25 protein-coding genes and 1 pseudogene are annotated in these 25,040 nt (G+C 70.6%); 15 read left to right on the forward strand and 11 right to left on the reverse strand.

Features of this window, described 5'->3' with window-relative positions; genetic code table 11:
- Window positions 1-31 precede the first annotated feature (31 nt).
- Window positions 32-499: an SRPBCC family protein gene (locus ACZ5VQ_RS02240; RefSeq protein ID WP_469103250.1), complete on the reverse strand. Its 468-nt coding sequence runs from the start codon at window positions 497-499 to the stop codon at window positions 32-34.
- A 179-nt stretch (window positions 500-678) separates the two neighbouring features.
- Between ACZ5VQ_RS02240 and ACZ5VQ_RS02245 the strand changes: the two genes are divergently transcribed.
- From ACZ5VQ_RS02245 to ACZ5VQ_RS02260, 4 genes are all read left to right on the forward strand, one after another.
- On the forward strand, window positions 679-2,010 hold the full coding sequence (locus ACZ5VQ_RS02245) for a cytochrome P450 (RefSeq protein WP_469103251.1): 1,332 nt from the start codon (window positions 679-681) through the stop codon (window positions 2,008-2,010).
- Window positions 2,011-2,187: 177 nt separating this feature from the next.
- Window positions 2,188-2,418: a hypothetical protein gene (locus ACZ5VQ_RS02250; protein ID WP_469103252.1), complete on the forward strand. Its 231-nt coding sequence runs from the start codon at window positions 2,188-2,190 to the stop codon at window positions 2,416-2,418.
- A 140-nt stretch (window positions 2,419-2,558) separates the two neighbouring features.
- Window positions 2,559-3,158, forward strand: a complete 600-nt coding sequence (locus tag ACZ5VQ_RS02255; protein ID WP_469103253.1) for an isochorismatase family protein — start codon at window positions 2,559-2,561, stop codon at window positions 3,156-3,158.
- A 10-nt stretch (window positions 3,159-3,168) separates the two neighbouring features.
- Window positions 3,169-4,077, forward strand: a complete 909-nt coding sequence (locus ACZ5VQ_RS02260) for a GlxA family transcriptional regulator (RefSeq protein WP_469103254.1) — start codon at window positions 3,169-3,171, stop codon at window positions 4,075-4,077.
- On the opposite strand, the gene ACZ5VQ_RS02265 is transcribed toward ACZ5VQ_RS02260, so the two are convergent.
- Entirely contained in the window at window positions 3,986-4,471 is a 486-nt protein-coding gene (locus tag ACZ5VQ_RS02265; protein WP_469103255.1) for a hypothetical protein, read from the reverse strand. The genes ACZ5VQ_RS02260 and ACZ5VQ_RS02265 overlap by 92 nt on opposite strands.
- Window positions 4,472-4,523: 52 nt before the next feature.
- On the opposite strand from ACZ5VQ_RS02265, the gene ACZ5VQ_RS02270 reads away from it, so the two are divergent.
- The 8 genes and pseudogenes from ACZ5VQ_RS02270 to ACZ5VQ_RS02305 all read left to right on the forward strand — a co-directional run bounded on the left by ACZ5VQ_RS02270 (window position 4,524) and on the right by ACZ5VQ_RS02305 (window position 12,901).
- Entirely contained in the window at window positions 4,524-5,558 is a 1,035-nt protein-coding gene (locus ACZ5VQ_RS02270) for an ArsR/SmtB family transcription factor (RefSeq protein ID WP_469103256.1), read from the forward strand.
- Between the two features lie 185 nt (window positions 5,559-5,743).
- A complete protein-coding gene (locus ACZ5VQ_RS02275; protein WP_469103257.1) occupies window positions 5,744-6,268 on the forward strand; it encodes a hypothetical protein in 525 nt (174 codons plus the stop codon).
- Window positions 6,269-6,445: 177 nt separating this feature from the next.
- Complete coding sequence (locus tag ACZ5VQ_RS02280; RefSeq protein ID WP_469103258.1) at window positions 6,446-7,228, forward strand: class I SAM-dependent methyltransferase; 783 nt, start codon at window positions 6,446-6,448, stop codon at window positions 7,226-7,228.
- Window positions 7,229-7,277: 49 nt separating this feature from the next.
- The gene (locus tag ACZ5VQ_RS02285) at window positions 7,278-7,877 is read left to right on the forward strand and encodes an MSMEG_1061 family FMN-dependent PPOX-type flavoprotein (RefSeq protein WP_469103259.1); all 600 of its coding nucleotides are present in this window, start codon (window positions 7,278-7,280) and stop codon (window positions 7,875-7,877) included.
- 21 nt (window positions 7,878-7,898) lie between these two features.
- The gene (locus tag ACZ5VQ_RS02290; protein WP_469103260.1) at window positions 7,899-8,768 is read left to right on the forward strand and encodes an ABC transporter ATP-binding protein; all 870 of its coding nucleotides are present in this window, start codon (window positions 7,899-7,901) and stop codon (window positions 8,766-8,768) included.
- A complete protein-coding gene (locus tag ACZ5VQ_RS02295; RefSeq protein WP_469103261.1) occupies window positions 8,765-9,748 on the forward strand; it encodes an iron-siderophore ABC transporter substrate-binding protein in 984 nt (327 codons plus the stop codon). Before ACZ5VQ_RS02290 ends, ACZ5VQ_RS02295 begins: the two co-directional genes overlap by 4 nt.
- A 40-nt stretch (window positions 9,749-9,788) precedes the next feature.
- A pseudogene (locus ACZ5VQ_RS02300) lies at window positions 9,789-11,861 on the forward strand (iron ABC transporter permease); the annotation flags it as partial.
- 146 nt (window positions 11,862-12,007) lie between these two features.
- Window positions 12,008-12,901, forward strand: coding sequence for a Gfo/Idh/MocA family protein (locus ACZ5VQ_RS02305; protein WP_469103262.1), 894 nt, complete (start codon window positions 12,008-12,010; stop codon window positions 12,899-12,901).
- 33 nt (window positions 12,902-12,934) lie between these two features.
- Here the strand turns inward: ACZ5VQ_RS02305 and ACZ5VQ_RS02310 are convergent, their stop codons facing one another.
- The 4 genes from ACZ5VQ_RS02310 to ACZ5VQ_RS02325 all read right to left on the reverse strand — a co-directional run bounded on the left by ACZ5VQ_RS02310 (window position 12,935) and on the right by ACZ5VQ_RS02325 (window position 16,827).
- A complete protein-coding gene (locus tag ACZ5VQ_RS02310) occupies window positions 12,935-13,363 on the reverse strand; it encodes a cupin domain-containing protein (protein WP_469103564.1) in 429 nt (142 codons plus the stop codon).
- A gap of 223 nt (window positions 13,364-13,586) precedes the next feature.
- A complete protein-coding gene (locus ACZ5VQ_RS02315; RefSeq protein ID WP_469103263.1) occupies window positions 13,587-14,948 on the reverse strand; it encodes an NAD(P)/FAD-dependent oxidoreductase in 1,362 nt (453 codons plus the stop codon).
- Between the two features lie 118 nt (window positions 14,949-15,066).
- Window positions 15,067-15,984 carry an SGNH/GDSL hydrolase family protein gene (locus ACZ5VQ_RS02320; RefSeq protein ID WP_469103264.1) on the reverse strand — a complete coding sequence of 306 codons (918 nt, stop codon included), beginning with the start codon at window positions 15,982-15,984 and terminating at the stop codon, window positions 15,067-15,069.
- Window positions 15,985-16,221: 237 nt separating this feature from the next.
- Entirely contained in the window at window positions 16,222-16,827 is a 606-nt protein-coding gene (locus ACZ5VQ_RS02325) for a tellurite resistance TerB family protein (protein ID WP_469103565.1), read from the reverse strand.
- Between the two features lie 184 nt (window positions 16,828-17,011).
- Here ACZ5VQ_RS02325 and ACZ5VQ_RS02330 point away from each other — a divergent pair, with 184 nt between their 5' ends.
- On the forward strand, window positions 17,012-17,404 hold the full coding sequence (locus ACZ5VQ_RS02330) for a helix-turn-helix domain-containing protein (protein ID WP_469103265.1): 393 nt from the start codon (window positions 17,012-17,014) through the stop codon (window positions 17,402-17,404).
- Window positions 17,405-17,486: 82 nt separating this feature from the next.
- Window positions 17,487-17,897: a VOC family protein gene (locus tag ACZ5VQ_RS02335; protein WP_362070705.1), complete on the forward strand. Its 411-nt coding sequence runs from the start codon at window positions 17,487-17,489 to the stop codon at window positions 17,895-17,897.
- A gap of 57 nt (window positions 17,898-17,954) precedes the next feature.
- Here ACZ5VQ_RS02335 and ACZ5VQ_RS02340 read toward each other — a convergent pair whose 3' ends face one another.
- The 3 genes from ACZ5VQ_RS02340 to ACZ5VQ_RS02350 all read right to left on the reverse strand — a co-directional run bounded on the left by ACZ5VQ_RS02340 (window position 17,955) and on the right by ACZ5VQ_RS02350 (window position 21,474).
- On the reverse strand, window positions 17,955-18,719 hold the full coding sequence (locus ACZ5VQ_RS02340) for an alpha/beta fold hydrolase (RefSeq protein ID WP_469103266.1): 765 nt from the start codon (window positions 18,717-18,719) through the stop codon (window positions 17,955-17,957).
- A 204-nt stretch (window positions 18,720-18,923) separates the two neighbouring features.
- A complete protein-coding gene (locus tag ACZ5VQ_RS02345) occupies window positions 18,924-20,204 on the reverse strand; it encodes an MFS transporter (protein WP_469103267.1) in 1,281 nt (426 codons plus the stop codon).
- 721 nt (window positions 20,205-20,925) lie between these two features.
- Window positions 20,926-21,474: a hypothetical protein gene (locus ACZ5VQ_RS02350; RefSeq protein ID WP_469103268.1), complete on the reverse strand. Its 549-nt coding sequence runs from the start codon at window positions 21,472-21,474 to the stop codon at window positions 20,926-20,928.
- A 219-nt stretch (window positions 21,475-21,693) separates the two neighbouring features.
- Here ACZ5VQ_RS02350 and ACZ5VQ_RS02355 point away from each other — a divergent pair, with 219 nt between their 5' ends.
- A complete protein-coding gene (locus ACZ5VQ_RS02355) occupies window positions 21,694-23,325 on the forward strand; it encodes an amidase (RefSeq protein WP_469103269.1) in 1,632 nt (543 codons plus the stop codon).
- 69 nt (window positions 23,326-23,394) lie between these two features.
- Here the strand turns inward: ACZ5VQ_RS02355 and ACZ5VQ_RS02360 are convergent, their stop codons facing one another.
- On the reverse strand, window positions 23,395-23,595 hold the full coding sequence (locus tag ACZ5VQ_RS02360; protein WP_469103270.1) for a ferredoxin: 201 nt from the start codon (window positions 23,593-23,595) through the stop codon (window positions 23,395-23,397).
- Between the two features lie 11 nt (window positions 23,596-23,606).
- The gene (locus tag ACZ5VQ_RS02365) at window positions 23,607-24,833 is read right to left on the reverse strand and encodes a cytochrome P450 (protein ID WP_469103271.1); all 1,227 of its coding nucleotides are present in this window, start codon (window positions 24,831-24,833) and stop codon (window positions 23,607-23,609) included.
- Between the last annotated feature and the right edge of the window lie 207 nt (window positions 24,834-25,040).

Below are 25,040 nucleotides of genomic sequence, written 5' to 3' on the forward strand. Positions count from 1 at the left end.
CGTGGCCGGGCCAGGTCGCAGCCGACCCGAGTCAGCCGGTCCCTTCGAGGTACGACGCCAGGTTGGCCAGCGACGAGGCGATCCCGGCCTCGTGGTCCGCCTGGTCGATGCCGGGTGGCACATCCGTGGCGGTGACGGTCACCTCGGTTCCGTCACCGGCGGCGGCGAGATGCCAGGTCATCGTCATGGTGCCCGCGAACGACGGGTCGTTGGCCTCGAACACCGCCCGCTGCACCACGCGTTCCGGTGGCACCAGTTCGGCGAACCCCACGTCGACAACATCCGTCGCGTCCGAAGTCTTGCCGGGGCTGTCGGTGGGGTCGAGGTAGGTGAGGACCATCCGGAATCCGCCACCGGGCCGGGGATCACACCACTCGACCCGCCCGCGCATGCCGTCCGGCGGCAACCAGGCTTCCAGGGACTCCCGGTCGAGGAGGGCGTCGTAGACAGTTGCGGGTGGTGCCGCGATCACCCGGCTGGCGCGGTCGGTCCTGTCCATGGCCCGAGTCTAGGGCGAAGGCTGTTCCCTGCGCGGCGCAGGGCGACGGCGTCCGGGCCGTGCCGGGACGGACGCCGTACCCAGGTGAGCTGTCACCCGCTGTGTCCGCTCCCGTACAGTCCGCCTTGGCGTCGGCGCCCCGTTGCGGCCGAGCCAGGCGGTCGACCAGGAGAGGAAACATGGACACTGAAGCCGGTCCCGGCTCCCCTTCGTACGTCCCCGGCACGGGGCGGCCGGTCCCCGAGGCCGAGGCTGCACTCGTGAAGCAGTGGCATTCGGGCGGAGGTGAGTTGGTCGAGCTGCTGTCCCAGGTGCGCGAGCGGTTCGGCGGCGTCGCCGCGTTCCGACTCGGGCCGGCCCCCACCGTTCTCGTCACCGACCCGCAAGCGGTCCAGCACGTACTCGCCCGGCACCCGGAGCGGTACGTCAAGCGCTCCCACCGCGCCCGTGTGCTGATCGGCGACGGTGTCCTGGCCGCCACCGGTGCGGCGTGGAAGCAGCAACGCCGTTTGCTGCAGTCCCAGTTCACCGGTACCGGGATGCGCCGCTACGAACAGCGCATCACCGCGGCCGCCCTGACCACAGCGGGACGCTGGGACGGGTACGCCCGTACCGGGCAGCCCTTCGATGTCGGGCAGGAGATGCGCCGCTTCGCCCTGGACTCCATCTGGCGATCCCTGACCGGGCACCCCCTGGATGACGAGACCGAGCGCGAACTGGCCGCCGTGGAAAGCGTGGGGGCCGCTCTTCCGACTCTGCCCGCCGATATCGGCGACGCCCAGGAAGCCGTTGCCGCCGACCTCGCCCGGATCGATGCGGTCGCGCGGCACGCCATCGAGGCCGCCCGCGGCGGAGCGGCCGGACCCGACGGCCCTGGCCTGCTGCACGTCCTGCTCGACGCCGCCGCCGAGCACCCCGAGTACACCGACCGGCTGATCCGCGACGAGTTGGTCACGCTGCTGGCGGCCGGGCACGAGACCACCGCCACCACCCTGAACTGGCTCTACCTGCTCCTCGACCGGAACCCCGGCGCCCGCGAACAAGCCCTGGCCGCCGGCGGCGAAGGATCCCCGGAACGCCGCCAGGCCATCCAGGCCCTGATCCACGAAACGCTCCGGCTCTACCCGCCCGCCTGGATCCTGCCCCGCCACGCCACCGAGGACGACACCCTCGCCGGGTACGCCGTCGAGGCGGGCACCGACCTCCTGGTCTGCCCGTACCTCACACACCGCGATCCCGAACTCTGGCCGGACCCGGAGCACTTCGACCCCCAGCGCTTCATCACGCCGGGCGCCCGACCAACCCACCCGGGCGCCTACTTCCCCTTCGGCCTCGGCCCCCGCGCCTGCCTCGGCCTGCAGTTCGCACTCCGCGAATCAACCGTCCTGCTCGAACACCTGCTACCGCCCCACACCCCGGCCTTCTCCTCCACCCCCACAAAGGCAGTACACGGCATCACCGTCCGCCCTGATGGCCCCACCCCGGCGACCTTGGTACCGCCACCTGCCTGAGGCGGGCCATCGCACACCGTGAAGTTGCCGGAGGGCGGCAGAGTTCTGCCAGTCACTGGTGCCGGAAGCGGCTGTTCGTCTGTGGTCGCCCGCTGAGTACGGTGGCGTGAGCGGCCCTGGGCGATCTGTGCCGGGGCGCGATCGAGGTGAACGGTCCGAGGCGAGAACGGGGTGAGGATGGTCTACCTGGTCCTGGCTGCGACAGCGGTCGTGTCCATCATGGCGGCCGCCGTGACCGTGCTGGTGGGCCGTCGGAGGCGCCGGACGGATTCCGGTCCGGAGGCGCGGCGAATCGAAGCGGCGGCCACGAGAGGCGTGCGCGATGCGCGCCGCCAGGCTCATGCCCATCAGCATTTCAACGATGCCGGCGGCTTCAGCGCTCTGCGGGATCGTGACTCCCTCTCGTAGGGACTCGTAACGACTCGCAGAGATACGGGGCGACCTCAATGGCCTCACAGCCCCGACGGCCCCGCCCCTGACCGGATCGGTCCGCACCCGGACCCGATGCGGCCTGGTCCCGGCCCTCTCCTGCGGTCCAGGCTTGGGGCATGACCCGAGCACTGATCGTCATTGATGTCCAGGAGTCCTTCCGGGCCCGTCCTCTGTGGGAAACCACCTCCGACCTGAAGATCGCCGACCAGGTGAACCGTCTGGTCAGGCTCTCCCGTGAGGCCGGGGACCTGGTCGTATGGGTGCTGCACTCCGAGCCCGGCAGCGGGGACGTCTTCGATCCCGCCCTCGGCCATGTCCGGCTCATGGAGGAACTGGAGCGGGCGGACGGGGAACCGCTGATCCACAAGACCTCGCACAACGCCTTCACCACCACCAACCTGCAGCAACTGCTCACCGAGCGCGGTGTCCGGGAACTCACCGTCTGCGGCATCCGCACCGAGCAGTGCGTGGAGACCACCACCCGCGTCGCGAGCGACCTCGGCCACCAGGTCACCTTCGTCACCGACGCGACCGCGACCAACCCCATCCCCCACCGAGACGCCCCCGCCGACCAGAGCGTCGCCGAGCTGTTGGCCGACCCCCTCACACTGCCCGCCGAAGAGGTCATCAGGCGCACCGAGTACGCCCTCGCCGGACGCTTCGCCACCATCGCGACGGTCGACCAGCTGGAGGCCGCGGCAGGGCGTGGGGCATGATGACCGAATCGTGAGCCACATCGTCTTCTTCCTGGTGCCCGGAGTCCACCTGCTGGACCTGGCCGGTCCCGCGCAGGTCTTCTCGACGGCCGCCGACTTCGGGCACCCCTACACGCTTTCCTACGTCGCGGAGCGGCCGCAGGTCTCCACCGCGCAGGGGCTGCCGCTGGTGGCGGGGCTCGACTGGCCCGAACTCGGACCCGAGGACCTCATCGTGGTGCCCGGCTGGCGAGCGGCAACCCTGGCCGACAGTCCCGCCATCGGGGACTCCTCCCTCCAGGTCCTGCGCGACCACCACTCCAGGGGTGGAACGGTGGCCAGCGTCTGCGCCGGCGCCGAGGCGCTCGGCCGGGCCGGGCTGCTGGACGGCCGCCGCTGCACCACCCACCACGACGTGCAGGACGAGCTGGCCACGCGCCACCCCGGGGCACTGGTCGTCCGCGACGTCCTGTTCACCGCCGACGACCGGGTGATCACCTCGGCCGGTATCGCCAGCGGTATCGACCTGGCCCTGTACCTGGTCGCCGCCCAGCACGGCCCGGCCGTCGCGGCCCAGGTGGCCCGCGACATGGTCGTCTACGCCCGCCGCAACGGCCATGAGCCGCAGTCCAGCGCGATGCTCCGGCACCGGTCCCACCTCGACGACACCGTGCACCGGGCCCAGGACCTCATCGACGCCCGCTTCGACCAGCCGCTCCCCCTCCCCGCCCTGGCGTCGGCCGTCGGTGTGAGCGAGCGAACCCTCACCCGGCTCTTCGGCCGCGCCACGGGACTCACCCCACTGCGCTACCAGCAGGCCCTGCGCCTCGAACGCGCCCAACACCTCATCAGCCACGGCGCGACAACCGACGCCGCCGCCCGCTCAGTCGGCTTCGAGGACCCCCGCATGCTGCGCCGCCTCCGCGCCCGCACGGCCTGACCACGCCGACGCCGCGCAACCGTGCTGCCACAGGTGCCCTCACGGCGTCCGTGACGGCCCGCAGGGCGGCCGGCAGCAGGTCCGACTCCCCCGCGACGGCGACCTGATCGCCCAGTTGGGCGATGGCCTCCAGTGGATCCCTGCGTACGCCGTACACGAAGCGGTCCGCCATTCGCTGCAGCCGGTCCCGGGCCGGTGTGAGTGACACCGCCACCAGTGCCGCGGTCAGCACCCCGGGCAGCGGGCGTTCGTCCAGGGCGGATCCGACGAGGACCGTGACCGTCAGATAGACGGCGATCACCGCGGCGGTGAGTCCGCCGTGGACGAGCCCGCGCCGCCGAACAACCTCTGTGACCGAATGTGCCCCCTTGCCCGGGCAGTGGTGCTCCCTCACTGTCGTTGGGCACCGCCATTCACCTGATGACCGCCGACTGCCGGAGATCCCCATGCTGCGGGTGCACTTCACGGCCGACGACATCGCACGCGTACGTGTCGCCGCCGCCCCCGACCCCCTGTGGGAGATCGTCAACAGCTTCCAGGCGCTGATCAGGGAGGAGAACGCCCTGGCGTTCGGCGACTGGCGGCGGATCGTACGGCCACGACTGGGTCCGGCGGACGGGCTGCTTGCCGCGCTGCTGCCGCCCCGCGGCTACTTCCCGGACTTCCTCACGCCCGACCTGGGCGGCTCCCTCGGGCTGAAGAACGCGGTCGACACCGTGCTCGGCACGCCCCGGGCCGACCTGCGTGGCGATCTGGCCAGGCTCGTCACCTCCCCGGCCCGGCCGAGACCACTGCCGGCCGAGGTCCGTGCCCTCGCGGAGGGCACCCTGGAGGCCCTGCAACAACTGGGCGCCGCACTGCATGGGTACCACCGACGAGCGCTCGCCGCCTTCTGGCCGCACATCCGGGCGCAGGTGGACGCCGACCGTGCCGTACGCGCCCGGGCGGTGCTGGGTGGCGGAACCGATGGGCTGCTGGCGAGCCTCCGGCCCGTACTGCGCTGGCAGCCGCCGGTACTGGAGGCCGACTATCCGGTCGACCACGAACTGCGGCTCGGTGGGCGGGGGTTACTGCTGCAGCCGTCCTTGTTCTGTTCCCGACGACCCGTCACTCTCGCCGTACCACTCCCCGACCGCACACCGGTCCTGGTCTACCCGATCCAGCTCACCCTCGGCTGGGCGCTGATGCCCGGCGCCGCGGGCCGGAGCACGGGACTGGGCGCGCTGCTCGGCCGCACGCGGGCCGCCATCCTGGAGGAGGTCGTCACCGGGCGTACGACCGGTGAACTCGCGGAGCGGATCGGCATTTCCGGGGCCGCGGTGAGCCAGCACACGGCCGTGCTGCGGCAGGCCGGACTGCTGCTGAGCGTGCGCCGCAGCAAGCACGTGCTGCACACCATCACTCCAGCGGGGCTCATCCTCCTCGACGGCGCGCCGCACACGCCGCACACTCCGTTCAGCCCCCTGACGTCTGACAACTGACGCCTCACGCCTGCCCGTTGGCGCCAGGCGTGAGGCGAGAGACGCCTGAGAGGCGGCTTCCGTTTAAGCCACGGCTTCAACGTGTGGCGGCGACGCGGCGGCCGGCGTCAGCCTGGCACCACGAACGGGGTCACACCACCACCGGGTGCCTCGTATGTCGCGTCCTGAACAGGGGGATCAACCGAATGCGCAGAGTACGCAGCGTGCACGGAGTGCGTGGCAGGCGCTCCATCCTCGGCCTCATCGGTGCCTTGGCTCTGATGCTGGCGGCTGTCCTCACCGCCGGCCCGGCCCAGGCGTCCGTGGCCTCGGACGACGGTGCGGCCGGCCGGCTCCTGACCGCGCCGCCGGCACCGCAGGACGCACAGTCGGCGTCGACCCGGTCAGCGGCCGCGAACTCCCCGAGCGTCTCGCCGTCCGCCAGGTCCATCCACATGGCACCCGGCGCCACGTTCAACTGCCCCAGCGGAAACCTCTGCACGGAGGTCTGGGATCCCACGACGGGCAGCTGGGAGATCTTCTTCCTCTACACCTGCAACCGCTACTACACGTCGTACTGGAACGGCGCCGGCTACTACTACGACTTCCAGACCGGAGGCGTCACCTCGTACTTCTACGGCCAGAGCGGCAACGTCCTCCACTCCTTCAGGCCCGACTCGGCCCTGCACTCCTACACCTGGACCCCCGTCTGGAGCGTCCGCAACTGCTGAGCACGAGTAGGCGATGACGTTCGCCCCGGCGCCGCACTCAGGAGAGTGCCGCACCGGGGCGGACGTATCAGAGCCGGTGGCGGGCCACCGACCGCCTGGGGCGACGACCCGGGCATGCGCGACGCCGTCTCCGTCAGTTGCTGGCGACTCCGTCCTCCGCCCACAAAGATCGTGGGCATGGCATTACCCGCGAACCAGCCCCGTGCCCTGTCCTTCGACTCCATTGCCGCGCAGTACGCCTCCACCCGCCCCGGCTATCCGCCCGCCCTCTTCGACGCCGTGGAGGAGCTCGCAGGCCGACGACTGGCCGGCGCCGACGTGCTGGACTGCGGGGCCGGCACCGGTATCGCCACCCGGCTCCTGCGCGAGCGCGGCGCCCGTGTCGTGGCGATGGAGCCGGGCGCCGGTATGGCCGCGGAGTTGCGCCGAGCCGAACCCGAGGTCCCGTTGGTGCGGGGCGAGGGGAACCGCCTGCCCTTCTCCGCCGGCAGTTTCGACGTGGTCGCCTACGCGCAGGCCTGGCACTGGACCGAGCCGGCCCGTTCCGTCCCCGAGGCACTGCGGGTGCTGCGCCCGGACGGCGTACTGGCCCTGTGGTGGAACCAGGCCGACATCCGCGTCCCATGGGTCGCGGCCGAGGAGGACCGGCTCGCGCCCTTCACCCGAGGCTTCCCGACGACGGTGGCCGAGCTGTTCGCCCCGTTTCCGGTCCGGGTGGCCACCCGTGAGGTCACGTGGTCGCGCCGGATCACCGTCGAGGAGCACATCCGCAACCTCGGCACGCACTCGCATTTCGTGGTCATGGACCCCGCCGAGCGAGCCCAACTCCTCGGCGCGAACCGCACCGCGCTGGCGCGGCTGTTCCCCGACGGCGAGCTCGACGAGCCGTACCGGTGCGGCCTGACCGTCGTACGCGCAGCAGCCACACCGCGAAGTAAGGTGACCCTAACGTCAAGATGATGTTCCCTGTGCAACTACTCGCCGGACGCACGTACGTTGGGAGTCGGCTTTGCCGCACACGATCGATACCGCCGGGAACGGGCCGGACGCGGTGGCCGAGGAGGGCTGGGTCGAGCTGGAGTCGAGCGCCGAGTTGCGTGAACTGCTGGGCGAGCCCTGGCCCGTGGTGATCGAGAAGGTTCACGACCGACTCACCGACAAGGACCGGGACATAGTGGCCCGCTCGCCCTTCTGTCTGCTGGCCACCTCCGACGCGGGCGGCAACTGTGACGTCTCCCCTCGTGGGGACGCACCGGGTTTCACGTACGTCATCGACTCGCGCACGCTCGCCCTCCCCGACCGGCCGGGGAACCGGCGGGGCGACAGCTTCCACAACATCCTCGACAACCCGCACGCCGGCCTGCTGTACCTGATACCAGGCAGCAAGGAGGTCCTGCGGGTCAACGGCCGGGCCCGCGTCCTCACCGATGCCCCGTTCTTCGACGCCATGAAGCTGGACGATCAGCGCCCCACGCTGGCCCTGGTCCTGGAGATCGACGAGATCTACCTGCACTGCCCGCAGTCCCTGCGCCGCTCGGGAGTGTGGAATCCGGCGTCGTGGCAGGCCGGCCGAGCCGGCACCCGGGACACTCCCATCAAGATCAATTAAGGTTAGGCTAACCTTCACCGCGTGAGATCTGGTGAAGAGGCAGCCGACACCCCTCGTCTGCGCGGTCATGAGCTGTCGGCCACGGGTGTGACCGTGTCGTACGACGGCGTCGACGTCGTACACGACGCCGCGGTCGTGCTCCATCCCGGCGAGGTGACCGTTCTGGTCGGTCCCAACGGCAGCGGCAAGTCGACGCTCCTGCGGACGATCGCCCGGTTGCAGCGGGGCCGCCACGCCGCGCTGAGGATCGACGGCGACACCGACGGCCTCGCCCTGAGTGCCCGTGAGTTCTCGCGCCACGTCGCCCTGCTGACCCAGGGCCGCCCCACGCCCAGCGGACTGACCGTGCGGGACGTCGTCGAGTTCGGCCGCTACCCGTACCGGGGCCGCTTCGGCCGGCCCGATCCGGACGCGTCGGCCGCGGTCGACCGGGCGCTCGCCCTGACCGGTGTCACGGACCTCGCGGATCGGGGCGCCGACCACCTGTCCGGCGGGCAGTTGCAGCGGGTGTGGCTCGCCAGTTGTCTCGCCCAGGAAACCGGTGTGCTGCTGCTGGACGAGCCGACCACGTATCTCGACCTGCGCTACCAGGTCGAACTCCTCGACCTCATCCGCGACCTGGCGGACGACCACGGGATCGCCGTCGGTGTGGTCCTGCACGACCTCGACCAGGCGGCGGCCGTCGCCGACCGGATCACGCTGCTCGAAGCGGGCCGGATCGTCGCCGACGGCCTGCCCGAGGACGTCCTGACCCCGGAACGCCTGACCGCCGTCTACGGCATCCGGATCGACGTCGACACAGACCCCCTGACCGGCCGACTGCGCACCCGCCCGATCGGCCGCCATCACACACGGAACACTCGAACCGAAAGGCTCGGCACCACCTCATGAGACGCCTCCTGCTCACCGCGGCCGCCACCACCGCCGCGGCACTCGCCCTTGCCGCCTGCGGCACCACCGAGCCTGCCGCGGACAAGTCCGAGAAGAAGACGTCCGAGGCCATCAGCCTCACCGACGCCACCGGCGCGAAGCTCAAGCTCGACGGCCCGGCCACCAAGGTGGTCGCCACCGAGTGGAACGAGGTCGAGAGCCTCATCACGCTCGGCGTCGACCCCGTGGGTGTCGCCGACGTGAAGGGCTACAAGACCTGGGACACCGCCGTCCCGCTGAAGAACGAGCCGAAGGACATCGGCACCCGCGGCGAGCCGAGCATGGACACCGTCGCCTCCCTCTCCCCCGACCTCATCGTGGCCTCCTCCGACCTGCCGCCCGCGGCCGTCAAGCAGCTGCGCAAGATCGCCCCGGTGCTGGGCATCAAGTCCGCCGACGCCTCGGACCAGGTCGGTCAGATGCTGGAGAACCTCGACCTCATCGCCAAGGCCACCGGCACCACCGACAAGGCGAAGACGGCCCGTACGAACTTCGAGGCCAAGGTCGCCGAGGGCAAGAAGGCCCTGGCCGACGCCGGTCTCGACGGCACGGACTTCGCCTTCGCGGACGGTTACGTCACCTCCAACCAGGTCTCCCTGCGCCCGTACACCAGCGGCTCGCTCATCGGGGCCGTCAACGAGCAGATCGGCCTGAAGAACGCCTGGAAGATCAAGGGCGACGCGGCCTACGGCCTCGGGACCACCGACGTCGAGGGCCTCACCGACCTGCCGAAGGACGTCCAGTTCGCCTACATAGGCAACGACGGCGACAAGGGCAGCATGCCCTTCACCGGCGCGCTCGCGAAGAACGCCGTGTGGAAGTCCCTGCCGTTCGTGAAGGCCGGCGACGTGCACCGGCTGCCCGACGGCATCTGGATGTTCGGCGGCCCCGAGTCGATGGAGGCGTACATCGACGCCGTCGTCGACGCGCTGACGAAGTAGACGACCCGGAAAGAACAGACGAAGCAGACGAAACGACGAAGCCATGGCCGTCACCGCAACGCCTCCCGCCGCCACCCGTCCGCCGACGACCGCGTCCCGGACGGGCGCGGCCGCGGTGGCGGCCGGGCTCGTCCTCCTGGTCGGCGTCCTCGCCGTCGTCGACATCACCCAGGGCACCGCCGCCGTCGGACCGGCCGAGGTGTTCAAGGCCCTGACCGGGCAGGCCGATCCGTCCGACGCGTCCGTCGTGATCGCCTCCCGGCTGCCGCGGATGACCGCCGGCATCCTGGTCGGCGTCATCCTCGGCGTGGCGGGCGCCGTACTGCAGGCCGTCAGCCGCAACGTGCTCGCCGCTCCCGACACCCTCGCGGTGAACGCCGGTTCGTACCTGGCGCTCGGGCTCGTCGGCGCCACCGGCGTCTCGCTCCCGCTGCTCGCCTCCTCCGGGGTCGCCTTCACCGGCGGGCTCCTGGCCGCGGCCGTCGTACTCGCCCTGTCCGGACTCGGCACGGGCACCGTACGACTGGTCCTCGCCGGCACCGCGCTGGCACTGGGCCTGACCTCCATGACGGAGAGCCTGCTCCTGCTGTTCCCCGAGCAGACCGAGGGCCTGTACCAGTGGAACCAGGGCAGCATCAGCCAGAACGGCTACGACGGCGTCCTGCAGATGCTGCCCGTCGCCCTGATCGGACTCGTCGGCCTGCTGCTGACCGCCCGTCGGGTCGACGCACTCGCCCTCGGTGACGACGCCGCGCGCGGACTGGGCGTCCCGGTCCGCGCCACCCGCGTCACCGTGGTCGTACTGGCAACGCTGCTGTCCGCGGCGGCGGTCACGCTCGCCGGGCCCATCGGCTTCGTCGGCCTGTGCGCACCGGCCCTGGTGCGTCCGCTCGCCCGCCGGTTCCGGGGCCTCGTACGCACCCGTACGAACCTGCCCGTGGCCGGCGTGGTCGGCGCGGCTCTGGTCCTCGGCTCGGACGTGCTGCTGCGGGCCCTGGTGCCCTCGGACACGGCCGTCGCCGTCCCCACCGGCGTCGTCACCAGCCTCATCGGCGCCGTGTTCCTGGTGGTGATGGCCCTGCGGCTGCGGGACACGGCCGGAGCCGAGACACCGGACCGGTTGCGCATCCCCAGCCGGGCGGCGTTCCTGGGCACGCTGGCCGCCCTGGTCGCCGTGGTCGTCGGCATCACGATCGCCGGCGCGCTGCTGGGCGACAGCAAGCTCCTGCTCGGCGACGTCGTGAACTGGGCGCAGGGGCGGGCCGGTCAGACCGTGTCCTTCGTGCTCGACACCCGGATGCCCCGGGTGCTCGCCGCCCTGTGCGCGGGCGCGGCGCTCGCCCTGGCCGGCACGCTGGTGCAGGCCGTGACCCGCAACCCGCTCGCGGAGCCGGGGGTCCTGGGCGTCTCCGGCGGAGCCGCGCTGGGCGCCGTACTCCTCGTCACCACCGTGCCCGTCGCCGGCACCTGGGGCGTCGCGGGGGCCGCGTTCGCGGGGGCCGCGGTCACCTCCGTCATTGTCTTCGGGCTGGCCGCCCGGGGCGGCTACCAGCAGAACCGGCTGGTCCTCGTCGGCATCGGCATGGCCGCCGGTACGACGGCGCTGGTCAGCCTGCTCATCGTGCTCACCGACCCGTTCAACGCCACCAAGGCGCTGACCTGGCTGTCCGGTTCGACGTACGGCCGGACCATGCCGGACGTCCTGCCCGTCGCGCTCGTGCTGGTGCTGGGCCTTGTCGTCGCGGTCGCCCGACGGACCGAACTGGACCTCATCTCCCTGGACGCGGACACTCCGCGCCTCCTCGGCCTGCGACTGTCCCCGGCCAGGCTCGGCTTCCTGGTGGTCAGTGTCCTGCTCAGCGCGACCGCCGTCGCCTCGGCCGGCACCATCGGCTTCGTGGGCCTCGTGGCCCCGCACGCGGCACGTGCCCTCGTGGGCCGACGGCACGTACGGGTCGTGCCGGTCGCCGTCCTCCTCGGCGCAGCGCTCGTCTGCACGGCCGACCTCCTCGGCCGGACGGTCATCGCCCCCGCCCAGTTGGGCGCCGGCCTGATGACAGCGGTCATCGGCACGCCGTACTTCCTGTATCTGCTGGTACGAAGCCGGCGCTAGCCCCGCGGGACCGCGTGCTCGCGGTGTCCGGTGCGGTGGGTGGGGCTGGGCAGCGTCCGGGCCTGCGTGAAAAGCTCACCCCTGGTGGCGCCGGACGATCACGGACGGCGGCCCCTTATGAGACAGGCACGACGAGAGGTGGCGGCATGCGCATCGGACTGCTCGGTACTGGGCCCTGGGCCGACATGGCTCACGCTCCCGCCCTCAGCGGGCATCGCGAACTGGACTTCGTGGGGGTGTGGGGCCGGCGGGCCGACGCGGCCAAGGCCCTGGCCGACCGTCACGGGACGCGCGCGTACGAGGATGTCGACGCCCTCCTCGCCGAGGTGGACGCGGTCGCCATTGCCCTGCCTCCGTCCGTACAGGCCCCGCTCGCGGCGCGCGCCGCGCGGGCGAACTGCCATCTGCTGCTCGACAAGCCTCTCGCGGCGACCGTGGAGGAGGGCCGCACCGTCGTGGAGGCGGTCGAGCAGGCAGGCGTCGCCTCAGTCGTCTTCTTCACCAGCCGCTTCCAGCCCGAGATCCAGGCCTGGATCGCCGAACAGGCCGCTACGGAGGGCTGGTTCACCGCTCGCGCCGAGTGGCTCGGCGCCGTGTTCACGAGTGACAGCCCGTTCGCGGCGTCGCCCTGGCGGCAGGAGAAGGGCGGCCTTTGGGATGTCGGCCCTCACGCCCTGTCCGTGCTGATGCCGGTTCTCGGCGATGTCGAGCGGGTGGCCGCCGCCGCGCGGGGCCCGAAGGACACCGTGCACCTGGTGCTCCACCACACCGGCGGGGCGTCGAGCACGCTGACGCTCAGCCTGACGGCCCCGCCCGCGGCCGCCGGAGCCGCCGTCGAGCTGCGCGGCAAGGCAGGGGTGACCATCCTGCCCGGGTCCGCCGAAGGGGCGGTCGAGGCGCTCACCCGGGCCGCCGACGCCCTCCTCGAAGCCGCCCGCACCGGCCGCCCGCATCCGTGCGACGCCGCCTTCGGCCTGCGGGTGACGGAGATCCTCACCGATGCCGAAGCACAGCTCGGCACCGCGCCCCAGGTCCGCTGAGAGCACCACGCAACCGCATTCTCCGGCCTGTGCCTAACTCCCGGCACACGCCGGAGCGTCCGCGTCGAGCGACAGCGGGCTGCCCTTGGGCACGAGGTAGGTGACGTACAACTCGACCGGCTCGGTGCCGAGGTTGCGGCCGACGTGGACGTGCCGGGGCCCGGCGGGCTCGATGAACGACGTGCCCGCCTGGCTGACCTCCACGGAGCAGTCCTGCAACGTGCGGGTGAGTGTGCCCGACTTGACGACGGCGATCAGCTGGCCCGGGTGATAGTGCCAGCCGGTCGTACCGCCCGGTGCGATGGTGATGGACCGCACGATGACGTCCGTACGTCCCTTGGCCTTGACCTTCAGTGTTCCGGCCGAGGTGCCCTGGGCGAGGATCGTGCCGGTGACCCCGCTCCCGGGGGTGGCGAGGGCGGACGTCGACCCGAAGGCCAGTGCGGCCGCGCAGCCGGTCATGACGAACGTTCTGCGAACCTTGCCCAGCCGAGACGTGCTGCTCATGGGAATCCCCTCCGGATCGGCCAACTCGTGGGCCTTTCCACCGACTTGGGCCCGACAGGCTAACTGCCCCCGCGCGTCGCCGTCCACACACGAGTGGCCCGGATCGCTCCGGGCCACTCGTGTGCCCGCCGGGCCGCTTGTGTCCCCGCCGGGACACGTACGCTCGCGGGCCCTCGCGTCACTCGCTCTCGGTGCGCTCTCGAATCTGCTCCGGGGTCAGGTACGCGTTCGTGTGCTCGAAGTCGCGCAGCTTCGCGGACGAACGGGACAGCAGTCCGGTACCCACGAAGTCGTGGCCGGCCACCGCGTTCAGCGCCCAGTTCGTCGCCACCCGGACCTTCGCCACATTGGTGCGCAGCGCCGACCAGTGGTAGCCGCGGGCGACGACCTGGGCGGGCAGGCCGCGCAGCTCGACCCCGAGCGGCTTGGACACGGCGTCGAGGCCACCGAGGTCGACGACCAGTCCCAGGTCCTTGTGGACGTACGGGGTCATCGGCTGCCCGCGCAGCGACGCGATGACGTTGTCGGCGACGTGCTTGCCCTGACGCATCGCGTGCTGGGCGGTCGGCGGGCAGATGGCGCCCTCCGTGTCCTTTGCCTCGTCCGGCACGGCGGCGGCGTCACCGAGCGCGAAGACGCCGTCGTGGCCGGGCAGGGACATCTCCGAAGTGACCGCGAGGCGCCCCTTGACCGTCTCGGCGCCCAGGGTGGCCATGAGCGGGCTCGCCGCGACTCCGGCGGTCCAGATCAGCGTGTGGGTCGGGACCACCCGGCCGTCGGTGAAGGTGACCTCGTCCGGGCCCGCCTTCGCGATGGAGACACCCAGTGAGATGTCGATGCCCCGCTTGCGCAGGATCTCCTGGGCGCTCCGCCCGAGCTTGTCACCCAGTTCCGGCATGAGCTTCGGTGCGATGTCGATCAGGTGCCACTTGATCAGCTTCGGGTCGAGCCGCGGGTAGCGCTTGACGGCGTTCTGTGTCAGGCGCCGCAGGCACGCGGCGGTCTCCGTACCAGCGTAGCCGCCGCCGACCACCACGAACTGAAGCCGCGCCGCCCGCTCGGCCTCGTCCTGGCTGGCGTCGGCGAGGTCGAGCTGCGCGATGACGTGGTCACGGAGGTACGCGGCTTCGGCGAGCGTCTTCATGCCGCGGGCGTGGTCCGTAAGGCCCGGGATGTCGAAGGTGCGCGTGACGCTGCCCGGTGCCAGCACGATGTGGTCGTACCGCTCGTTCACGATCTCGCCCGTGATCTTGCGGACGACGCAGACCTTGGCTTTCAGATCCACACCGATGGCACCACCGGGGATGATGCGCGTGCGGTACTTACGGCTGCGGCGCAGCGACACGGCGATCGACTGCGGGGTCAGCACTCCTGAGGCGACCTGTGGGAGCAGCGGCAGATAGAGCTGGTAGGAGAACGGTGTGACCAGCGCCAGGTCGGCCTCGTCGGATCCGAGTTTGCGCTCCAGGCGCCGGACGCACCCGACTCCCGCGAAGCCTGCTCCGACCACCAAGATCTTCGGTCGTACCACGATGTCCATCCCTTCACCGGCCGCACACGTTCTGACTTCCCACGGTCCCCCTGCCCCCTGAGTCCCCCCTTCGCACGTGGTGATCCCCCGATGAGGCGAGCGGACGCACTTCCTCGTGGGAGGTGCGTCAGTGTCCGTGCCCCTTGCTCAGGCTCCGCAGCACGGCACGTGCCATGGCCGCTTCGCCCTTGGCGTTGGGGTGGGCCGGGGCCGCCGGTGAGGCCGGTCGCAGCGGTTCGACCCAGCGGATGTCCGGGGCCTTGCACATGTCGTGTCCGATCGTGGGTCCGTACGTGTCAACGTATTCGGCCCCGTTCAACCGCGCCACCACGCGCATCATCAGGTTGAGGCGCTTGCCGGTGTCGCGCAGATAGGGGAAGTCCTTCGCCGCGAACGGCACCGAGGGGTAGCAGCCGCTGCCGTCGTCCGGCAGGAGATCGGGGTAGCCGACGACGAGCAGGCGGGCGTGCGGCGCCCTGGCGTGCACGGCCCGCAGCACGCGGGTGATCTTGGGTGCCGTGTCGAGGATCCTGAGCGTCAGCTGATCGACCCCGGAGGACGTGAAGTGACGCCGGCACGGGTCCCCCGTGAGGTCCTGCGAACTCAGCTGGGCGCAGGTGCTGATGATGGAGCTGAACCCGATGTCGTTGCCGCCGATCTGGACGGTCACCAGGTCGGTGTCCCGTTGGACGGCGTTGAGCTGTGGAGGGTTGGTCCCCTGTGCCTTCCACATCTGCTCGGTGGTGGCGCCGCCGCAGCTCACGTCCTTGAACGTGGACGTCCTGCGCTCCGCGGCGACGAGTGAGGGGTAGTTCTGGTCGGAGCGGGCGCAGTTCGCATCCACCTGCGTCGGGATCCCCGGCCCCGAGGTGTACGAGTCCCCGAGCGATACGTAGTCCGTGCCCCGGCCGTGGCCGCCGCCGTGGGCCGCGACGGGTGCCGCGGAGGCGACGACGAGGGCGCAGCCGCTGACCGCCGCTCCCACTGCGGTCGCCCGTCGGCGGTTCGTTGCCGTGCTGCCGTACTGGGTGCGACGGTTCTTCAAGATCCCCCCTGGGTCCAATACCGCGAGCCGGGCCGCCGACGGCGCGCCCTTGCACGGTGACTGAACTTGTATACCGGCCAGTTCGTCCCCAGGACAGAGGAACGCAGGACGCAGGAGCAACAGGTTCGCGCCGCAGTTCCTCGTCGGCGTGACCACGAGGGCGCCGGCCACGAGGTGCCGACTTCACAGGGCCGCCGACTCCGCCGGGGGGGGAGGCGGAATCGGCGGCCACCCCTGTCAGACGCCGAACTCCGTGGGTGACAGACCGAGGGCGGCGCAGGCGTCGCGAATGGCGAACTGCTCGGACTGCTCGAAGTGCCCGTCGGCACCCGCTACCACGATGCCCGTCTGGATGACCGCGCGGGCCTCCGCCGGCTTCTTGGCGGCCTTGGCGATCTCCCGCAGCGCCTCGGCCTTGCCCAGCTCGAAGTTGGCGATGAGCTGGTCCAGGTGCTTGTTGAAGCGCTGGCGAAGCTGGTCCGCCGGGAAGTTCTGCAATACCTCGTTGGAGACGATCAGCTCCTCCACACGCTGCCTCTCCGCCTGCTCCACATGTCCGTCGGCCGCGGCCACGAGCGCGCACATGGCCATGCTCGCGTCCCGGTAGGCGCCGCTCTTGAGCTCGGTCTTGACCGACGCGAGCTGGGACTTGAGCAGCCCGACCAGCTGAGCCTTGGAGCCGCCGGAGGACGAACCGGACCCGTGGCCACCACGCTGGCCCTGCCCGTACGGAGCCTGGCCCTGCCCATAGGGGGCCTGCCCCTGTCCGCCGCCCGATCCCCTGGAACCCTGGGACTGCTGGAGGTTCTTGGCCTGGTCCTTGAGCCGGTCCCACATCGCCACTACTGCCACCTCGGCTTCTGCTGTTGCCTGTCCGGTACTGATCATCGGTCGCGCTGGTTCACGCCCCGCGACAAGTGAACGCTCTTCGCGGCCACCAGGGTTCCCGAATGGCAAAGGCAACGTAAAACAATCCTGGTCTGCGGCCTCTTTCACGGGCCGCGGAGGTCCGTGATGTGATGGCGTCGTGAGTCGTGCCGCAGAAGAGAGCAACCGTCGCATGCTTCGGGCACGGGATGCGATGGACCGCGGCTACGCGCAGCCGCTGGACGTGCCGGCCCTGGCCCGGATCGCCCATGTGTCCCAGGCGCACTTCACCCGCACCTTCCGGGCCACGTTCGGCGAGACGCCGCACCGCTATCTGCAGCGCCGCCGGGTCGAGCGTGCGATGTTCCTGCTGCGGGAGACCGACCGCAGCGTGACGGACATCTGCTTCCAGGTGGGCTTCGGCAGCCCGGGAACCTTCAGCCGCACGTTCCGCGACATCGTCGGCCTGTCGCCGAGGGCATACCGCCGGGCAGCGGTGACCGCGCCCGTGCCGACGTGTTTCACGATGGCCTGGACGCGTCCGAGCGGCTGACCGTCCGCACGAGCCGTACCGTCCCGTCGGCTGAGCAGTTTTGGATAAGTTTTCGTCCGGCCGGCTCGATAGCGTGATGCACATGTTCACCGCTATCACGCACTCGCAGATCTACGTCCTCGACCAGGACGAGGCCCTCGACTTCTACGTGGGCAAGCTCGACCTGGAGGTCAACACCGACGTGTCCCTGGGCTTCATGCGCTGGCTGACCGTCAACGTCCCCGGTCACCCCGACCGCCAGATCCTGCTGGAGAAGCCGGGCCCGCCGGCACTGTCCGAGGAGACGGCGCAGCAGGTACGGGAGCTGCTGACCAAGGGGGCGATGGGCGGCCACCTCATCTTCACCACCGACGACTGCCGCAAGACGTACGAGAAGCTGCTGGGCCGTGGTGTCGAGTTCACCGAGGAACCCACCGAGCGTCCGTACGGAATCGACTGCGGGCTCCGCGATCCCTTCGGCAACAGCATCCGCTTCACCCAGCCCAAGGAGTAGGGCACCTGACAGCGGTATCGGCGCCCGACCGGTGGCCGGACGCCGATATCCGTCACGTCAGGCCGGTGTCATGACGGCCCGGCCGAGATGCCGTGCGAAGAACCGGACCGCGCTGTCGGCCTCGAACCGGGGCAGCTCCTTGTGCCTGCCCGCGTTGGCGTGCAACGTCTTCTCCTTCGAGGCGAAGGCGTCGAACAGCGCGAGACCGGACTCGCGTGGGATGTGCTCGTCGTCCCACTGGAGCGCGTACTCGATCGGTACGGTGATCCGCCTCGCCGTCTCGGCCAGGGGATCGGGCCAGAAGAGGCCGAAGACCGCGGCCGCGATCCTGGGTTCGATCGCCGTCAGCGGCACACCGATCGCGGTGCCCATGTTCAGGCCGAAGTAGCCGACCGGCCCTTCGGTGCCGATCTCCGGCAGTTCCTGGAGAGCGTCCAAGGTCGCCTGCCACTCCGGGACGGCACGCTCCGCCAGGTGGGCGTTGTACCGGACGACGATCGGGCCGACCGGTTCGCCCGTCGCCATGGCCTGCTGCATGGCGGCGATCTCCCGCTCGTCGTGCGCCGTGCGCGGCCGGCCGCCGTGCCCGGGCGCGTCGATGGTGGCGACATGGAAACCGCAGCCGGTCACGAGGCGCTGTGCGCGGCCCGCCATGGCCGGTGCCTTCTTGTGTGTGCCGCCGCCGTGCCCCATCAGCACCAGGGGCGCGCGATCGGAGCCGGATACGGGCGACCAGAGTACGCCGGGGACTTCACCCACGGTGAAGTCGCGTTCGCGGAGACCGTTGGACGAGGTCTCCGCGGTGAACTGCACAGAATGCATGGGTTGTTGCCTTTCGGGAGTGCCTTGTCGAGGCGCTCCCGGCGACACCTATGCCAATCGCCCGACCGTGAAAGGGAGGGGGAGCACCCACATGGATACGGCGTTCATGGGTCCCACCTCCTCGCTCGATGTCACGATCGACTGCAAGCTAGCAGCCCGGGCGCCGTCCCGCCCAACGCTTTTCCTGCCCTGGCGACTTCGCGGTCAGGCTGTCGCCTGGGCCATGTTGCCCGAGCCGCGCAGCACCGGATCGCCCCGCAGGCGCAGGAACGCCAGGCCGAGGGCGACGGCCTGGAGTACGCCGCACACCAGGATGGCGTGCTGGAGCGCCGACAACGGTGTCAGAGCAACCACGACTCCCGCGACCGGGAAGGGCAGCAGCAGGAGCAGGATGGTCAGGGAGAGGGTGCTTCCGAAGGCGGCCGGGGGTATGAGGAGCGAGCGCAGGGTGCGCAGTACGACGGTCAGGCCGCCGTCCGCGGCCATGAAGAGCGCCATGACCAGGACGTACGAGATGTAGGTGGGCGCCTGGGCCAGGGCGAGACAGGCCGCGGACGCGACGGTGGAGCAGACCACGCCGACTCCCCACAGGCCCAGCCGGTTGAGCGCGAACCGGCAGGCCGCGACGGCGAGCAGGGTGGATGCCGCCGCCGCCGACCAGAGGGTGCCCACGGCGGCCGAGGTCAGTCCGAAACGCTCGATCACGATGATCGGGCTGGCGGCCTGCAGCAGTCCCAGGGCGAGGTTGGACACGACAAGACCTGCCACGAGCCAGCTCAGCACGGGCAGTGAACTCAGCGTGCGCCAGCCGGTCTTGAGGCCTGCTTGCCGTCGCACCCCGTTCTTCGCCGAGCCGCGCAGGGGCGTCGGCGGGGTTTGCAGGGCGAGACAGGCCGCGAGGACGGAGAACACCCCGAGGACGGCGAGCATGTGGCTCGGCCCGGCGAGCAGAAGCACACCTCCCAGCGCGGGCCCGGTGAGGGTGGCGGTCTGGTCGATCCCGATCAGCACGGCCTGCACCTTGTGCGCCTGGCCCGCCGTACGCCGGCTGACGATCGCGCCCACGGCTTCGTTGGCGATGAAGCTGAACTGTGTCAGGGCCCCTGTTCCGGCGGCCAGCGCCATCACAGTGACCGTTTCGGCCGTCCCGCGCGGAAGCATGAACAGGGCGACGCCTCCCGCCGCCACGAGCAGCGCCCGTGCGAGGGAGGCGAGGAAGAACACGATCGCGGCCCCACGCCGGTCGACCAGGTCGCCCGCCAGGCCGAAGGCCGCCACCCGCGGAAGCCATTCCAGCGCGAAGGCCAGACCTGTCAGAGACGCGGACCTGGTCGTGGCCAGCACCAGGAGCGGCATGGCGTAGGTGCACATGGAGAAGGCGAGCGCGTCAAAAGCTCGGGGTGCGTATACCCGACGGAGCAGGCTGCCTTGGGGAACGGCTGCGTGCCGGCCGGCCGGTTGGCCCTCGTAAACGGAGATGGTCACGGAGTGGGGTGCTTTCAGTCAGCGGTGGCATGACAAAGGAGAGGGCCGACCCGGCGGCCCATCGCATGAAGGACCCGGGTCGATGATTCTTGGCCTGAAGCCGGAAAGTACGTGCCGGAGCCGTTCCTACAAGACGGCGACCGGCACTCGGGGAGTTTCCGTCGTCGGCCGCGTCGAGCGGGCGGCTCCGCATTCGCTCAGCAGGGCATCAGACGTTGTTCGTACGCGATACGCGGCCGTCGCACCGCCGTCCGCGCACCGTCGGCGCGAGCCCTTGAACGGCTGCGCGGCCTCGTCGGACATGCCTCTGGGATTCCCGCGACCGCGCGTCGAAGGAATGCCGGTCGGCCCACTCGTGCCGCTCCGCTCGGCGGCGTGCATGGCTGGGACGGGGACGCTGTCCGTCCACACCAGGGTGCGAGCTCTTGGGCACGCGGACTCCACTCGAGTGGGGGCAAGAGGGAAATCAGGCCTGCGGTATGAAGCGGCACGCCCGACAGTTGTGAAAGGACCTTGCCATACGCCTTGTTGCCCAATCAACCACAGATTGCGCACGAGTTTGCCGCATCATGCCCGCGCCGCTGCCCGGCCGCAGGTGTCAACTCCACTGGCGAGATGGACAGTTCGGGTCTTCCCGGACCGACCGGTGAGGATGGCGTACGAGGGCCGGGGAGCCTCTCGGGGCCGGACAGGCCCTCGTACGCGCCGGTTCTGCAACGTTCTATGCGTAGAACGGCCCTGGGTGGGCCCACGTCGTCGTGCCGAAGATCTCGGGGTCGTCGATCGAGATCCGCAGGTTGCTGACCTTGAGGCCGTACTGGGTCGGGGTCATGCCGGCCGGGCAGTCGACGTCCACGATCGGCGTGAAGTTGACGAACCAGTTGGGCCCGTATGCGGCGTCGGGACAGTCCCGGAGCCGCTGGACGAGGTTGGCGGCGCCGCCCTCGACGTAGACCGGGGACAGGCGGCGCTGGTCCTGGTGGACGACGAAGGCGGTGGAGTGGTCGAAGCTGCCGTCAGGACGCAGGCAGCCGAAGGTGCGGTCGGTGTCGGCATACGCGTCGAAGTGGCCCGTGCCGGCCAGTCCCGCCCTGTAGCCGGGCTGCTCGCGGACGTTGTGCAGCACCGTCCCGAGCTTGAAGCCGCCACAGCCGGAGGACGGGTCGAACTGCCGGAAGTACAGCTGGCAGGTGTTCGGCTCGTTGTACGCGGCGTCCGGGTCCGGGGTGTAGAGCTGGGGCACAACAGCCCCGTAGAACTTCATCGTCATGGAGACGCCGCCCGGCGTGGGTGCCGGGATGTCGACGATGGTGCTCGCTCGGGCGGCGTTCGGTCCGGTCAGGACGAGTCCCGTGGCCGCCGGCAGCGCGACGCCCAGTCGCGTGACGGCGTTCCGGCTGACCCCCGGGTTGACCGGGGGCTGCTCTCACCGGAGAGCCGGGGGACAGTCGGAGCGAGAAACCTCGGCGACGCCTCTAACGTGCAGTGAATGGACCGGATCAACGCCCCACGCCGCCGCACAGTGCTCGCACTCGGCACCGCCGCCACGGCCGCACCCTGGCTCGGCGGAGCCTCCGCCCGTGCCGACGCCTCGACAGCGGGACGAGCCGCGGACAGGGCACACCCGGCGGCAACGGAACTGGACGAGTTGGGCGTCGTCGAGCTCCGTCGGCGGATGGACGACGGACGGCTCACCGCCGAACAGCTCACCCGCCACTATCTGGAGCGCATCGAACGCATCGACCCACTTCTGCACGCGGTGATCGAGGTCAATCCCGACGCACTGCGAGAGGCCCGCCGCCTGGACGCCCAGGGGGATCGCCGTGGGCCCCTGCACGGCATGCCCATCCTGCTCAAGGATCTGGTGGAGACCGCGGACCGGATGCACACGACGGCCGGATCACTCGCCCTGCAGGGCCTGCGGCCGGCGAGGGACGCCACGGTCGCCGCCCGGCTGCGCGCGGCCGGTGCCGTCATCCTCGGCAAGACCAATCTCAGCGAGTGGGCCGGCGGGATGTCACTCACCCACCACGCCGGCTGGAGCGCCCGCGGCGGCCAGACCAGCAACCCCTACAAACTGGACCGGTCACCGAACGAGTCCAGTTCAGGCACCGCGGTCGCCGCCGCGGCCAACCTGTGTGTGGCCGGAATCGGTACGGAGACCAACGGCTCGATCATCGATCCGGCCTCGGCGAACTGCGTCGTCGGGGTGAAGCCGACCGTCGGACTGGTCGGGCGCGGTGGCGTGATCCCCGGTGTGCCGAGCCAGGACAGTGTCGGTCCGATCGCACGCACGGTCCGCGACGCCGCGATCCTGCTCGGCACGCTCGTCGGAATCGACGACCGCGATCCGGCGACCGAGGCGAGCCGCGGCCACTTCCATCGCGACTACACCCGCTTCCTCGACGCCGACGGGCTGCGCGGGGCCCGCATCGGCGTACCGCGAGCGGTGTACTTCGGCTACAGCCACCACGCCGACGAGATCGCGGAGCGGGCGATCGCCACCCTGCGCAGGGCCGGGGCGACAGTGGTCGACCCGGCGGACATCCCGACGGCCGAGCAGCTCGAGGACCTGCCCAGCTCGATGGTCGTCCAGGCGTACGAGATCAAGCGTGGGCTGAACGCCTACCTGGCAGCCGCCCCCGGCGACCACCCGCGCAGCCTCGCGGAGCTGATCGCGTTCAACCGGGCGCACGCCGACCGCGAACTCCGCTATGTGCAGCAGGACGGGCTGGAGGCGGTGCACGAGCTGGACTTCACCGAACGCGAATACCGTGAGGCGCTGGCCACCAACCACCGGCTCTCACGCGCCGAGGGCATCGACGCGGTGCTGCGCCGATTCGACCTGGACGCGCTCGTCATGCCGACCACCGGACCGCCGGCCAAGATCGACCTGATCCGCGGGGACAGCTACGGCGGCGGCTCGTCGACGCCCGCCGCACTCGCCGGATACCCCGCGATCAGCGTCCCGGCCGGCTTCGCGTTCGGCCTGCCGGTCGGCCTGACCTTCATGGGTACGGCGTGGAGCGAGCCGACTCTGCTCCGGCTCGCCCACGCCTACGAGCAGGCGTCCCGCGTCCGCCGACCGCCGACCTACCGGGATGCCGATGTCGGCTTCTGACCCGACCGTCGAGAACACGCGCCGTCGGTGTATCCGTGGTGGCCCCTGCCCAAGGGACCACCGCGGCGGTCACGGTCGCGCGGTTTCGGAGACCTTGATGGCACCGACCGGGCAGGCTCGGGCCGCCTCCCGGACCATCGGGTCGCCGCTGTCCTCCTGACCGGGCAGGAGGCTGCTGAAGCCGTCGTCGTCCTGGGTGAAGACGGCCGGGGCGGACATCGCGCACTGCCCGGCGCCGATGCACACGCCCGTGTCGATATCGATGTGCATGAGGAGATCCCCTACCAGGCCACGGGCAGATCCAGCATCCCCTGGATCGTGTCGCCCGGTTTGAAGCGGACCGCGTCCGGCGCCACGTCGAGCCGCAGCCCGGGCAACCGCTCGAACAGGGAACACAGGGCGATCTCCATTTCGGCACGGGCGAGGTTCTGGCCGAGGCACTGGTGGATGCCGAAGCCGAACGCCACGTGATGGCGCGTGGGGCGGTGCCAGTCGAGGGAGTCGGGTTCGGCGTAGACCTCCCCGTCGCGGTTGATGACCGACGTCGCGAAGACCACGCCCTCACCGGCACGGATCGTCGTCCCGGCCACCTCGATGTCCTCCGTGGCCTGCCGCAGCAGTCCGTCCGCGATGGACAGCATCCGCATCAACTCGTCGACGGCGGCGGGCCACAGGGACGGGCCGGCCCGCAACTCCGCCAGCCGCTCGGGGTGCTGGAGCAGGGTGTACGTGCCCAGCGAGATCATGTTGGCCGTCGTCTCGTGGCCTGCGACGAGCAGGATCGTGGCCAGCGCGATCGCCTCCTGGCGGTCCACCGCACCCTCGCGCAGCTGTTCGTGGACCAGGGCGTCGAGGACACCGTCACCGGCGGACGACTCGGACTTGCGGTCGATCAGCGCCCCGAGGTAGCAGTCGAGCTGGTCGCGCGCGTCCCGCACCTCGTCCAGGTCCTTGCCCCGCAGCAGCCGACGGGACTGCTCCTCGAAGAACTCGTGATCGGCGTACGGGACACCGAGCAGTTCACAGATCACCGTCGAGGGAACCGGGAGCGCGAAGGCGTTCACCAACTCGGAGGGCGGGCCCTGCGCGAGCATCGCGTCGAGGCATTCGTCGACGATCCGCTGGATGGCGGGCCGCAACGCGGCGGCGCGCTTGAGGGTGAAGCTCGGGACCAGCATGCGACGTTGGGCGTGGTGCTCGGGGTCGTCGACGTTCAGCAGGGCGGCCCGGCGGTCACGGAACGCCACGATGCGCGGTGAGGTGGCCGGATACCCGGGGCGCATGCGGTCGGACGACAGGCGGGAATCGGCGAGCAGGCTGCGGGCCAGGTCACGGCCGGTGACCAGCCAGGTGGTCCGGCCGTCGTAGAGGGTCACTCGGGCGAGCGGTCGGGCGGTGCGCAGGGGGTCGTAGCCCGTGGGCGGCCGGTAGGGACAGGTGCGGTCCTGGGGGAAGGCGACGGGTGCCGAGAGCGGCTTCACGTCTGCCGTATCCGTCATGTCTGTCATCGAAGACCTCGCGGACGAAGGATGCGTCGTACCGATCTTCATTAGATGCCGCGGGCACCTATGAGGCGACATCGAGTTCGGCCAGATCCACGAAGGGGACATTCTGGCCGGAATTGACCGCTCCGGTGTGGGGATTCGGCCGATCCGTCGAACGCGCCGACCCCTCCCCACCGGAAGCCCGCAACACTCGGCAGCACAGATTCACCA

It is taken from the genome of Streptomyces sp. NPDC033178 (genome assembly GCF_055577685.1).